Consider the following 12,749-nt stretch of genomic DNA (forward strand, 5'->3'; position numbering starts at 1 on the left):
ACCATGTTGCCGATCCGCCGTGACATCCGTTTCGCCCTGCCCGCCGAGCGCATCAAGGACTGGCATGAACAGGGTCCGTTCATCACGCATTTCTTCAATGCCCTGTCGCTGCTGTTCCCTCAGGGCGAGCTGTTTTTCATGGACAGCGTGCGCCAATACCGCCAACGCATCGACGACCCCGTGCTGAAGAAAGAGATCCAGGGTTTTATTGGCCAGGAGGCGATGCACAGCCGCGAACACGTGGCCTACAACGATTTGCTGCAAGCCGCCGGCTTACCCGCGCATACCCTCGACCGTCGACTGAAATTCATCCTCGACCTGCAGAAAAAACATCTGCCAGCGTCCTTCAACCTTGCCGTGACCATTGCCCTTGAACACTACACCGCGATGCTGGCCGAAATCCTGTTGAGCGACCCGTCCCGCTTCGGCGAGTCACTCAAGGGCTACCAACAGATGTGGTACTGGCATGCCCTTGAGGAAACCGAACATAAGGCGGTGGCCTTTGATGTCTGGAACACGGTGATCAAGCCCGGACCCAAGCGCTATTTGCTGCGCACCGGGACCATGCTCACCACCACCGTGTTTTTCTGGCTGGTGGTGTTCGATTTCCACCTGCGCCTGCTGATCGCCGACCGCAAATCCGGCGGGCACCTGAAAGGCTTCTGGCGCATGCTGAAATTTCTGTATGGGCCCAAGGGCGTGTTCCCACGGATGGCGGTGCCGTGGCTGCATTACTTCAAACCCGGCTTTCACCCCTGGGATCATGACAACCGTGTGCGGCTGGCCGCAATTGACGACCTGATCGAGGAGATCGAGCAGACCCAACGCGGGTATTAGGCTTGCGCCAAGGCGGCGCGTTCACGCACAAAACCTTCCAGCTGATCGCCCGGCAGTGCCTTGCTGAAATACCAGCCCTGGATGATCAATTCGGCGCCGGTATTCAGGAAGGCCAACTGCTCGGCGGTCTCCACCCCTTCCACCACCACGCCCAGGTTCAGCGCCTCACAGAAGCGCAGCATGCCGGTCATGACCTGGGCGCCCTTGGGATCGTGCTGGGCCACCACGAAACTGCGGTCGATCTTGATGAAATCCACCGGAAACTGATGCAGGTAACTCAAGGCCGAAAACCCGGTGCCAAAGTCATCGATATAGACCTTGGCGCCAATGGCCTGCAGCTTCTGGATGGTCTGGCGCGTGACCTGGATATCGCTGACCAGCGCGTCTTCGGTGATTTCCACCGAGACCTGCCCGTGGGCCTGGGCCAGGATTTCCACAAGGCGCTCGCCATAGGCGGCGTCGGTCAGGGTCGCGCTGGAAATATTGATGGTCATCGGCAAGGCAAAGCCGAGTTTCTGCCACTTCTGGTATTGGCGGACCGCCTGGGACGCTACCCACACATCCACATCCGGCATCAACCGCGCCTGGGCCAGCCATTGCAGGAACTCCCACGGCGAATGCACCTTGCCCTCGGCATCACGGGCACGCATGAGGGCTTCACAACCGGTGCACAGGCCGGTGCGGGTCGATATCTGCGGCTGGAATTCGAGGTAGAACTCGTAGTCACTGATTTGCTGGATGCGGCTCAACTCATTGGCCTGGCGTGCCAGGGTCTTGTGGGACGCGAGCACCGGATCCAGTTCACGCAGCCGGCCCTTTTCTTCAAGACCCCGGAAGGTCATGTCCAGGGACTTGAGGTAGACCGTGCCCCCTTCGGTAGCCTGGCGATGAATCGCGCGCACATAGGGCGCATACACCAAAGTGCCCAGGCCCAGCAGCGTCAGTTGCAGCGCCACTGCCGCGAGGTCGCCGTGGGTACTCAGGTAGGCATTGAGCAGCACAGGCGCCGTGAACGGAACGCTGACTACCGCCGGCGACACCCAGCCCATCTGCACCACCGCCAACGCCACCATCGCATTCAACGCAGGCACGATCAGAAACGGGATGAACAAGCGCGGGTTGAGGATGATCGGCAAACCGAACAACAACACCTCACTGACGTTGAACAGTGACAGCGGCAGGCTTGCCACCGCCAACAAACGCATGGACTGGCTTTTGGAGAACAGCAGGATCGCCAGTAACAGGCACAACGCGCCGCCCGAGCCGCCGATAAACGCAAAGCTGCCGAGCAACCCACTGTTCAACAGATATTTGATCGGCTCGCCCGCCGCCAACGCCGCATTGTTCAGCACCACCGCCTGATCCAACACATCGAACAGCGGCTGCATGGCGTACACACCGTGGATGCCGAAAAACCACAGCAATGAATTCATCAGGGTCACGAACAGCCCGCTGCCGTAGGGTGATTGCAAGGCATCAAGAACTTGAGGTCCCTGCAGCTGCGCCACATACGGCACCTGCAACAACAAGGACAACACCACCACCAACGCCAGAGCAGTGATGGAGCCCGGCAGCACCATATTGATAGTGCCCCTTAGGTTGTGTCCCACCAAGTCTTCATTGACCAGCCGCGTCCAGCGGTAACGATGCAGCCAGGCAATCGCCGGCACGTTCAACAGCGGCGAGGCAATCGCAATAAACAGTACGAAGGTCGCCGACGCACGGGGATAATCACGCAGGATAAACGTCGCCACCACCACATGGGCCAGGCACAGGAACGCCACCGGTAGTTGCGGCAGGCGATGCTGGATTGCCAGCATGTAACCGATGGACGCCGCCACCAACAGCGGGATCACAGAGCTGATTTGATTGTGCAGGCCCGCGAGAAATGCCACTACTTGCGGATCGAAACCCAGCACCCGTGCGCATTCCGACAGGATCAGGAAGCCGGCAGACACCAACAGGCATGGCAGGATCCACAACAAACCTTCGCGGATCGCTCGAAGAGACTCGGTGCTGGCCAGGACGGCCAGTCGTTGGGTGAAGAAAAGCTTGAACAGCGTTTGCGCCATGACCCATCCCTCTGTCCATCGCCCACTGTCCCTGGAAGGCAGGGCCGGAAACACGGGCTAACGCTACACGTCCTGGCACAGGGAGCGAAAGCCTTTTGCCCTTCATCCAGGTGTTTTTTCCGTAATGGATGACAGGCAATTCCCTGGTTTTTCAAATTAATTGGATTTTCTGACCTGGGCCAATCACCGAATCTGCTTCAATGAGTATTATCGGCACCGGTATTGTGCGATAGGTTCGCTGTATTCATGGAAGGCTGCCTGCGAAGGAAGTTGGCACCAGGGAGAGACGCTCGATATGCAAGACAAGCTGTCAATGAATGTACGCCCGCTGTTTTTCAACATCCTGCTCTGGGTATTCGGGGTTACGCTGCTGTTGATCTGCAAGGGCGTGATCGAACGAATGACGGGATCCTCCAACGAGGGTTCCCTGGACCTGACCCTGGTGCTGATCGCCTATCTTTTATTGTTTTTACTCACCCCCATACGCGCCTGGACCGACCGCCGACTACGCAAACGCGCCCGCCGCCTTAGCGCTGGCCACCGTCCAAAGCCCGGCCATTGATTGGAGCAAGCCTTTGTCACCACCCGGCGATAACCACCAACTGGCACTGGACAGGTTTCTCAACGAACACCCCGATGTGGCCTTGGAACTCAACACCCTGAACCCGCTGGCAGCTCAAGCCAAGGGCGAAACCCTGGCGCACTATCGCGCCGAACGGCTGCATGAGGCCTTCGAAGCAGAGGCCGAACGCCAGGGCCTGTTTGCCTGGGAGTTGACCCTTAAACTCACCGCCGAATCCCCCGAAGACTTTGAAGCCCAACGTCTTGAAGTGCATAAGGAAGTGGCACAGATGGCCGGCCTGAGCTGGGACGAATACCGCCAGTTGCATGATTTGGCCGGTTGACCCATCACCCCACGAACCACAAGCGCCGTCGATTGGCCAACCCTTCACGCAGCTCAGCGACCCCTAAGGTGCGCTGCTCGGGGTCCATGGCCAATGCTGAACGTAACGAAGGCCAGTACTGCCTGGGCAATTGCCTGGGCCGAGGCAGTCGCTGATGACATTGGCGCTCCCCAGGCCGCCGGCCCTCTGCCAGCTCATAGAGCACACAGGCAGCTCCGTACAGATCGGCGCTGGCGGACGGCAATCCTCCGGCCATCAACTCCGGCGCCGCATACGCAGGGGTCCAGGCATTCAGGCGGCTTCGGCTCAAAGCCGGTAATCCTGACCTGACCTGGGCCTCGGCGTGACCCAAGCCAAAATCGAACAGGCGCAACCCCTGCTCCCCCACCATGATATTCGCCGGCTTCACATCACCGTGCAGGACACCTTGGCGATGGGTGTAGGCCAGTGCATCCAGCAATTGCAGGGCCATGGGTTGCAACTCTTGCCACGGCAATCCCTGCGGACATTCCGGGAGCACGCGGTCCAGCGTCAGGCCGGGCATGACTTCCATGGTAAAAAATGCCACTTGGTGCGCCGTGTCCACCTCAAAAGAAAATGCCCGCACCACATGATCATGTCGCAGGCTTCGGGTCAGGGCGAATTCGCTGTAGAGAAGCACATGGGCGTCAACCGACGCGGACAGGCTCTCGCCCAGCAACTTCAGCGCCACGCGGCAGTCTGGCTCGCCAAATGCCTCATGCAGCAGGTCCCGGGCGCGATAGACCACGCCCATCCCCCCAGTACCCAGGATGCGTTCAAGCTGATAACGCCCCGCAAGCAGGTTCGGTGGGCCTACCGTCGCATTCATGGCTGGATCACCACGCCGGTAAGGTCATCTCGCGCCGCGCCGCGCAATACGTCGTGGAACAACCGGTCCACGACCTGCCGTGGTGTACCGGCGCTCATGGCACGCCCCAATTCCCTGTGACTGAGCCCCTGGTACAAGCCATCGCTGCATAACAAAAACACGTCCCCGGGTTGGGTGCGCAACTCCAGTACTTCCAGGCTCAGCGGCTGCCGGCCTCCGACTGCTCGGGTCAAGGCCCTACTGCCTGGATGAGCCTGGGCCAGTTCTGGACTCAACTGCTGGCGGTCGATCAGTTGCTGCTGCAAGGAGTGGTCGCGTGACAGTTGATACAGCCGCTGACCCCGCCAGAGATAGCATCGACTGTCTCCAGCCCAGATACAGGCCGCACGGTTGGGTTCGAGCAACAGCACAACCACCGTACTGCCCATGATGCCCGCCCCGCCATCGACGGGTTGCAACTGACTGTCGAGGCCACGCAGGCAAAGGCGGACGGCCTCGATCCGTTGGTCAAAGCCGCCCTTGCCTGGCAGTGCGGCAAGGCTGTTGACCACCCACTGGCTGGCGACATTCCCGGCCTGATGACCGCCCATGCCATCAGCCACCGCCCAACAACCCCGTTGTGGGCAATCGAGGAGAGCATCTTCATTGCGCGCACGGTTTTTGCCTTGTGCCGTGCGCCCGGCACTGCGCCATGCGTGCGGCCCGCTCACAATTGCTCCGGCAAGCGGAACGTGCGCCATGTCGCCATCTGGAACGGGCTAGGGTTGTGTTGGCTGATGAGCAGGTAATTGGCCCGCAGGCCTGCCAGGTCAGCCTTGAGAATCTGCGCATCCCTGCCGCTGGCAGACTCGCTTTGCATCAAGTCGAAAAACCGGAACAACGACCAGGCGCCACTGTCCTTCTCGATCCCCAGCGGCCGCTCTGCACCGCGCTCCAGCACCAGGCTGCTGCGACCGTTCTCGGCTTCGATCGGCCAGCGGAATGCCATTGGCACGATCGGACCGTGACGGTATTCCAATTGCTGATCGCCGACTCGCAGCGTCGCCCGGCTGACGGCCTGATCCAGACTGTAGGGCGCCAATGTGAACCGCACGGCCCAATCACCCTGGTCCTCGGTGAAAAACCCCTGGCGAATGGTCTGGGCCCGGGTCAGTTGGTCCAGCACCGAGCGCGACATTGGCAGACTGCGCCCCTCCAGGGCCCGCATGCGATAACGGTCGCCCTCGACACTGACAAACGGCCGCAGGTACCCCTCATAAAAGCGCGCCAGCGCGCCCCGTGGCTTGAAGAACGCCTGAAAATCGCCCAGGGCGACGTCGCTGCCGGCGTGGGCATCGAACGGGTATCGGCGTTGGATGGCTTTCGCATAGAGGCCGTAAACCTCGCTTTGATAACGCTGATTCACGTACCCATACGCATCATCAAGCAGGTGGCGCCAAGTTTGGTCGGCAATTCCCTCGAACCAACCTTTGAGCGGCTGCGGGAAGCGGGCCGCGGTATCACGCAGGTTGCCCAACAGCGGCTGCTGCCCATCCATCCGCTGCCTGGCCATTTTGAACGCTGCCTGCTCCGGCGAGCTATCCCGGTTCAGCGCCAGCAATTGCAACTGCAGCTCATCAAGCAAGCGCAATGCCTGTGTCAACTCGCCGCCTGGGTTCTGCTCTTCGTCGAGCAATTGGTGCAAGGGTTCGAAGCGGCGTTGCAATGCACGCCGGGCCGTATCTGGCAGTGGTGTTCTGGCCAGAACCTTGGAAGTCGCAGCGCCCAGTTCGCCAACATGCGAGCTCACCGCCTCAAACCGATCGGGGATCGGCACTAACAGCGTGTTTTCGCGCACTTGCTGCAGCAACTGCACCAAGGCCGACTGCGCTGATGTGAGACCCGCAAGTTGCTCCGCGCCTTGTCGCAGGCTGCCACTGTCCTGCAGCCTGATTCGACCCAGGGCGTCACTCCAGGCATCGGCGTACTCACTGAAATAGCGTTGCTCCAGCGCCAGCATCAACCGGCGTAGTTCCGTGGCGCCGAGGTCCGAGCTTTCCCCAAGTACCCAATTGTCCTGGGCGATGGCATTGACCCATTGAGCGCCCTGTGTTTCGAAAACCTGCAGGTATTTTTGGGTGTAGAACCCCGGTATAGGGGGCCCTGAACTGGAAAACGCCGGGCCTTCGGCCAGACGGTAAGGCTCCAGGCTCCGCGCTTGTTCCCGCAGCGCCCGGTAAACCACCTCTGCCAGCGACTCACCGCGCAACACCAAGCGAGCCTGGGCGACCAACTCATCATTCAACGGCACCAAGAAAGGTCGTTCCAGGAGCCGCAGAAAGTGTTCATTCAGACGCTTATGCGCTGAAGTATTCCCCCGCCACTGACCCGCCACGTGCTCTGCCAGCCACCCCACATCACGCCGCTCACGCAAATTAAGCATCAGGTACGCACGCAGGCTGTCCAGCAATTGCCCGCGGTCACCCAGGCTGCCTCGTACTCGTCCTTCGAGCAGCGTGGTCACGTACGGCAGTAAATGCAGCTGCAAGGCTTGGTCATAGGCGCTGGCCAGCAGCGGATAACTCACCTCTCCCTGATACAAGCCAGCCCGATCAATCCAACGTGCTTCGGCCAACGATGGAAACACATGAGTTGCAGCCAGGCGACTGTCGAGCAGCGTCAATAGTGCGAGGCTCTCGTCGTCTCCTTGTTGAATAGAGGGTTGGGTGTTGATCAATCCCAGTAGTTGCACCAACCGCTGATGGTTGAAGGTATAACTGTGCGTCCACAACGCCCCTGCCGTGCCGATGACCACCGACGCAGCCAGCGCCATCAGCCCATGACGCCGATGTATGCGCTGCCGCTCAGGGCTACGCAGTCCGGCAAGATCGGCTTCGGCAAAAATCACGCGATTGAACAGGCCTTGGACAAAATGAGGCCGTACATCGGCAGTCTTCGCACAGGTCAGGTAGAACCCTCGCAAACCATTGATGTGTGGGTAGCGATGGGCGGAAAATCCAGTCTCGATAAACAGGCACAGGCGGTCACCGATGTGTGCGACCTGCCGGGGAAAGTCCAGTATCCGGCGTCGACGCGCGATATTTCGCTCCTGATGCAAGCGCGGGATCAGCTCCGCGCCCAGACGCTGCAAAAGGTTCTCGAACGCCTCTCTCACCTGAGCGATGTCTGTGCCGGCGGTACCTGTCACCAGGTGCCCACCCAAGACGACTTCTGCGCCGTCGCCCTGCTGCGCGTCAAAGAACTCGACAAACCCGGCCAACCGATCAGCCTGGGTCAACACCAGATAGACCGGAACATCCGCATGCAATGTCTGCTGGATGTCCTGCAAGCGGCTACGTACATGACGCGCATGACGCTCCAGGTCGTGCTCATTGCTGCTTGAAAGGGTATCGACAGACAACGTGACCACCACGCCATTGAGTGGCCGCGCCCGGCGTCGCGACTTGAGCAGCCCAAGGAGTGTCATCCATCCCGCAGCATCAACCAAGGGGTCTGGCTGGCCCAGGTAGCGGCCGGCCGTCTCGACCATCACGGCTTCTTCGGCAAAATACCAGTCCCAGTCAGGCGTAGTGCCTGGGAGCACGGTTTCTGGTCGCCCGAACAGAGACTGCACGCCGTTGGCAGCCAACAGGCTGGTCTTGCCACTGCCTTGCTCGCCAATCAACAGGTACCAGGGCAACTCGTTTCGCCAGCGCTCGCTGCGGTCACCATAGTGTCGGGAGCTTTTCAGCGCGTGCAGGGCCTCCTTGAAGCGCCCCTGCACCTGCCTTGTTTCGTCGTTGATCAATGCCTGACGCTGATGACGCTCGTGGTGTTCATGCTGATTCAAACGAGCGGTACGGCGAGTACCCACCACGACCATCGACAGTCCCCACAACAGCAGCAACCCGCTGATGGTCAGTAACCGGGATGTCGGGCTGTGCCAGAAACGGTAGTCATCCACCGCCAGTAAAGGCCCGAAAAACCAAATCAGCAGTCCACTGGACAACACCAGCAACAAGCTCCACAGCCAACTTTTGCGCAGCACCGTCCCCACGCCCTTGAAAAATGCGTTCATCCATTGCTCCCAGCGTTATGAATGCGTTCGAAACAGGCCTGGTACCCAGGACTGAAGAGGTTGCAGCGTCGTCTTGCGTTCCTGGCCCAGTACCCAGGCAAATCCTGAATACATCACCAGCAAACAGACCAGCACGCAGATGGCGACCCCAGTGCCGGAGGCAATACGTAGCCGTGACCGGGATGCTCTCCCCGCCTCTGGCGAAATGGAGACCGGCAAACGGTCCCCGCGCACATGCCTGATCTGGCGGTACACAGCGTCGTGAAGCGCTTCAAGTTGCGCCCTACCCCGCTCCATGACGCGGTATTTGCCTTCGAAGCCCAACGACAAGCACAAGTACATGAGTTCCAGCATGGCCAGATGCTTGAAGGGGTCGCGGGACAAACGCTCCAGCAACTGGAAAAACTTTTCCCCCCCGAAGGTTTCGTTGTGAAAGCGGCTCAACAGGCTTCTCTTCGACCAATCGCTGCTACTGCCCCATGGTGTGGTCACGACGGCCTCATCAATGACACTGCACAACACATAACGTGCGGAGATCACCTGACTGTTCTCTACCCCCAAATGCAAGGCATGCGCCTCAAACGCGGTGACACCCGATGAAAGCTGGTCATTGAGCGTCTGCAGGCTTTCCCGACCGGGGCTGGCCTTGATCAGGGCAACCTGCGACAAGAGTTCCCAGGCCGCTGCCAACAGGCTGTTGGAACCCATCTTGAAGCTTTGCGCCCCCTGCAGATGGGCGCTGTAGATCATGCGATCTTCCAACTGCTCGAAGCGTGGCGGCGTTGGAAAGTCCGTGACGGGCCCCTGTGCCGGACCGAACCCTTCACGATCAAGCAATATGGTTTTTTCATCCTGCGGGTATTCACTGTCCATCGTCATGCTGTTCAGTTCCTGATAGCCCAGAAGTGGAGTTCCAGCTCGGCGAACTCGCCACTGGCGTGGAAGGCGAAACCACCCGACTGCTCCAACTGCGCGATGTCACGTGGACTGAGTTCGAGCATGAAATAGGTCTTGCCGGCGTGATACGGAATCTGTCGAGGTGCTACCGGCAGCGGCTTGACCTTGATACCTGCGAGATGCAGGTTCACTAGCTCGCGGATACGTTCCACAGGGCCGATCTTGAGATGCGCCGGCAGCCGATGACGCAGCTCCTCCGTATCACACTGGGCGGTAGCCGCTAAAATGAATGTCGCAGCGCCGAGCAATTTGAGATCGCTGACCGGGCAGACCAGTACCCCGTACTGTCGCTGTTGCAACGTGAGCTCAATGGCGTGTTGCTCCAGCACCGACGACAAGACGGTGCGAAGCCCCTCCATCAGCCCGCGAAAGCTCGCTCCCTGGTCGCCGTGTTGGTACTGCACCGCCAATTGCGCACGTTTGTTGTCGCAGGCGAACGTCGACAGTTCGCCGAGAATCGCCAACAACTCCCGATACAACAACTCCGGCCGCACCTGGGTTTGCCCCAGGTAATGACGCAATATCAACTCAGCACGGTTGATCAGTTGCAGCATCAAAAAGTCGCCAACCTGTGCCCCAGCCGAGGTGCCACTGCCCTGAATGCGTGATGCGATCGCATCGCCACGCGTTGCCAGCAGACTGATCACCTCCTTGATGCATGAAGACACATACCCCGAACCTTGGAGATAGATGAACGTCGGTACAAAATCCGCATCCAGCTTTACGCCGCCCTCCTGGGTCGAATCCTGCACCTGGGCGACCTGGAGTCTCACGTAGAACGGATCGCTGGGCCCTTCCCCCAGCATCAGGCGCAAGTCCGGGCGTGCACAGTGGATCTGGCAACGAGCGTCGACGCCGGCATTGGAGTCCCCTATCTCCGTTTCACAGGCGACGTAGCGAGCCAGGACATCGCCTTGCTCCTGTCTGCGCACTTCAACCTGATTCTCTGTTGCCAGCGGCAGCGCCAGGTACACAGCTTGTCTGCCTGCATTGGCAGGCACCTGCAACACCAAAGGCTCCATCGCGCCACTCAGCTCGAACAAGCTACCATCCGGCAATACACCGCTGGCCCGGTTGACCACGACCTTGCCCAGATTGAGGTACTGCACATCGACTTCCAAGGTCAGGAAACCCCAGGCGTCACTGCTCAGCAGGCGGGTACGGTTGAGCTGTCGATGGTAGTAGCGGTCGTTATGCTGCAAGTGCTGGGGCCGCAGCAACATGCCCTCTTGCCAGATCACGTTATGGACGTGCATTTCAATCCTCCGTCCTGTCAGTTTGAGGCGCGACCAGGCGGAGGCCCGTCTGGTCCAGCGCAACTTCGGCCCGCGTCAGTTGCCCTGGCACCACAGGCAGCACCAACCGCCATTGCACGTGGGGCAAGTCGCGGTAGGCCGCCAGCACGCCGACATAACGGCTATGCGGCTCGACACTGAGCTTGAGCGGCACCTGCTCGCCGGGACGCAACTCCCATTCCTCGCTGCTGACCCAATCCTTGGCGAGTGTCTGCTCGGCCCGGCTGTAGAGGCTGAAGAAGTCGGCGTTTTCAAAGGCCACGGGATGCCGCAGCTCAAGCAGTTGCACCACCACGGGTGAGGGACGCCCGTGCAGGTCGGGGTTGACTTCATCGCCAGCGGTCAACGTCAAGTCCAGTTTGGTCAGGGTCGAAAAAGGTGAAAGCGTGCTACAGCCGGCCAATAGGCCAAGGGCTGACAGCGTTGATATGACAGCGATCCGATACATGAACATCGTCCTGGGCACCCGACGTGCAAGGTGGAGACCAGGCGCACCTGCTCCTCGTAGGCTTTGGAAAAATCATTCAGCAACCCCTGCTCGCCCAAGGGCTCTTCGGACGTCAACCGTTGATAGTGGCGTTGATACGCCCGCCAATGGGCGCCATCGCTGAAGAACCTGGGTGGCTGGCCCTCGCGTTCGAAACACAGCAGCAAGTGGCCTGGCGCAAAGGCTGCCATTGCACTGCGCACAGCGGCCCGACTGGCCACGACCAAGGCCAATTGATGCACTTGCAGTTCACGACAGACCTGGGCGACGGCGTATTCGGCAGAGTGTTCGCCCAGCTCGCCAACACCCAGCAATGACTTCATGGCTGTTGGGCCGTCGGCACAGGCTTTTAACGGGTTGCGGGTATCGAGCCCTGGAGCGGTCAGTACAGAGTTGATTTCACTGTTCAGCTCGTCGCGGGTTCGCAGGCTCTGCTGCAACCCATCGATGGTTAGCCTGAACAGCCCTGCCACTTTGATCGCCAGGGCCTCACGGCCCAGCGTATCAAGCGTGTCCAGTTGTATGCCCAACGCTTGCGCGAACTGTGGCCAGAATGTTTCCGAACCACCCGGCGCGGCCGCAGCGGGCCCGGTAGGTAAGACCTCCCTGACGGGGTCAGCCCACTTCGGCACGACCAAATGATCACGTTCCACGGCACCCTGACATAGCGCTTGGGACGGCACCTGCATTGCTGTATCCAAGGCATCAAGCTCTGCTGATGAATCAGCACGCAGTTGCTCGCGATCCAGTGCATCGACAGGGTCAAGTCCCAGGAACGCATCGTCTGGGATCGCGTCATCCCGAGCAAATGACCGCCGCTCATTTGCCAGCAAGCGAGCGCGGATCTCCAGCCCGCCCAATTGGTACACGTCACCCTCACTGATCAGACGTGCCTGCCCCTTTTCCAGGCGCTCCATGCTGCCTGATACACCGATGCCGTTGCTGCTGATATCGGTCAGGAAGTAGCGGCCTTCTCGGTAACTGACCAAGCCGTGATGACTGGAGATCAGGCGATTGGCATCAGGAATGATCCAGTCACAGCCCACCCCACGGCCGATCACGCCACCGACGCCCGCAAACGTCTTGCGAGCAGGCGTCGCAGCGCCTTCGGTACCACAGACTTCAAACACTAGTTGCATGGCGGAGCTCCCCTGCTCACTGCCCACGTCGGGTCGCCTGGGGGTCACCCAACGGACGGTAGTCGGCATCGTCAAAGACATAATTGGCGTTACAGCCACTCAACAAACACAGCACCAGCAAAAGGCCTTGCCACGGACGAAAAAACATCA

Annotated in this window: 12 protein-coding genes; 3 read left to right on the forward strand and 9 right to left on the reverse strand. The window is 60.0% G+C overall.

Annotated features, from left to right (window positions below):
- Window positions 1-3 precede the first annotated feature (3 nt).
- Complete coding sequence (locus HX812_RS11050) at window positions 4-837, forward strand: metal-dependent hydrolase (RefSeq protein ID WP_038843873.1); 834 nt, start codon at window positions 4-6, stop codon at window positions 835-837.
- On the opposite strand, the gene HX812_RS11055 is transcribed toward HX812_RS11050, so the two are convergent.
- Window positions 834-2,909 carry an EAL domain-containing protein gene (locus HX812_RS11055; RefSeq protein WP_038843871.1) on the reverse strand — a complete coding sequence of 692 codons (2,076 nt, stop codon included), beginning with the start codon at window positions 2,907-2,909 and terminating at the stop codon, window positions 834-836. The two genes, HX812_RS11050 and HX812_RS11055, sit on opposite strands and share 4 nt — an antisense overlap.
- Before the next feature lie 295 nt (window positions 2,910-3,204).
- On the opposite strand from HX812_RS11055, the gene HX812_RS11060 reads away from it, so the two are divergent.
- Both HX812_RS11060 and HX812_RS11065 read left to right on the forward strand, forming a co-directional pair.
- Complete coding sequence (locus HX812_RS11060) at window positions 3,205-3,471, forward strand: hypothetical protein (RefSeq protein WP_038843869.1); 267 nt, start codon at window positions 3,205-3,207, stop codon at window positions 3,469-3,471.
- Window positions 3,472-3,484: 13 nt separating this feature from the next.
- Window positions 3,485-3,814, forward strand: a complete 330-nt coding sequence (locus tag HX812_RS11065; protein WP_038843868.1) for a DUF6388 family protein — start codon at window positions 3,485-3,487, stop codon at window positions 3,812-3,814.
- Window positions 3,815-3,818: 4 nt separating this feature from the next.
- Here the strand turns inward: HX812_RS11065 and HX812_RS11070 are convergent, their stop codons facing one another.
- Genes HX812_RS11070 through HX812_RS11105 form a run of 8 tightly spaced genes read right to left on the reverse strand, consistent with a single transcriptional unit; the run spans window position 3,819 to window position 12,747 of the window.
- A complete protein-coding gene (locus tag HX812_RS11070; RefSeq protein ID WP_038843866.1) occupies window positions 3,819-4,664 on the reverse strand; it encodes a serine/threonine-protein kinase in 846 nt (281 codons plus the stop codon).
- The gene (locus HX812_RS11075) at window positions 4,661-5,374 is read right to left on the reverse strand and encodes a PP2C family serine/threonine-protein phosphatase (protein ID WP_371318380.1); all 714 of its coding nucleotides are present in this window, start codon (window positions 5,372-5,374) and stop codon (window positions 4,661-4,663) included. The genes HX812_RS11070 and HX812_RS11075 overlap by 4 nt, the downstream gene beginning before the upstream one ends.
- On the reverse strand, window positions 5,371-8,721 hold the full coding sequence (tssM, locus tag HX812_RS11080) for a type VI secretion system membrane subunit TssM (RefSeq protein WP_038843862.1): 3,351 nt from the start codon (window positions 8,719-8,721) through the stop codon (window positions 5,371-5,373). Before tssM ends, HX812_RS11075 begins: the two co-directional genes overlap by 4 nt.
- A 15-nt stretch (window positions 8,722-8,736) precedes the next feature.
- Window positions 8,737-9,600, reverse strand: a complete 864-nt coding sequence (gene icmH / locus HX812_RS11085; RefSeq protein ID WP_038843860.1) for a type IVB secretion system protein IcmH/DotU — start codon at window positions 9,598-9,600, stop codon at window positions 8,737-8,739.
- Window positions 9,601-9,605: 5 nt separating this feature from the next.
- Window positions 9,606-10,934 carry a type VI secretion system baseplate subunit TssK gene (tssK, locus tag HX812_RS11090; protein ID WP_038843858.1) on the reverse strand — a complete coding sequence of 443 codons (1,329 nt, stop codon included), beginning with the start codon at window positions 10,932-10,934 and terminating at the stop codon, window positions 9,606-9,608.
- Window position 10,935: 1 nt separating this feature from the next.
- A complete protein-coding gene (gene tssJ / locus HX812_RS11095; RefSeq protein WP_033902423.1) occupies window positions 10,936-11,421 on the reverse strand; it encodes a type VI secretion system lipoprotein TssJ in 486 nt (161 codons plus the stop codon).
- On the reverse strand, window positions 11,337-12,599 hold the full coding sequence (gene tagH, locus HX812_RS11100; RefSeq protein ID WP_080642355.1) for a type VI secretion system-associated FHA domain protein TagH: 1,263 nt from the start codon (window positions 12,597-12,599) through the stop codon (window positions 11,337-11,339). Before tagH ends, tssJ begins: the two co-directional genes overlap by 85 nt.
- Before the next feature lie 16 nt (window positions 12,600-12,615).
- On the reverse strand, window positions 12,616-12,747 hold the full coding sequence (locus HX812_RS11105; protein WP_038843856.1) for a hypothetical protein: 132 nt from the start codon (window positions 12,745-12,747) through the stop codon (window positions 12,616-12,618).
- Between the last annotated feature and the right edge of the window lie 2 nt (window positions 12,748-12,749).

The organism is Pseudomonas sp. IPO3749 (genome assembly GCF_013386605.1).
GTDB classification, from domain to species: Bacteria; Pseudomonadota; Gammaproteobacteria; order Pseudomonadales; family Pseudomonadaceae; genus Aquipseudomonas; species Aquipseudomonas azotoformans_A.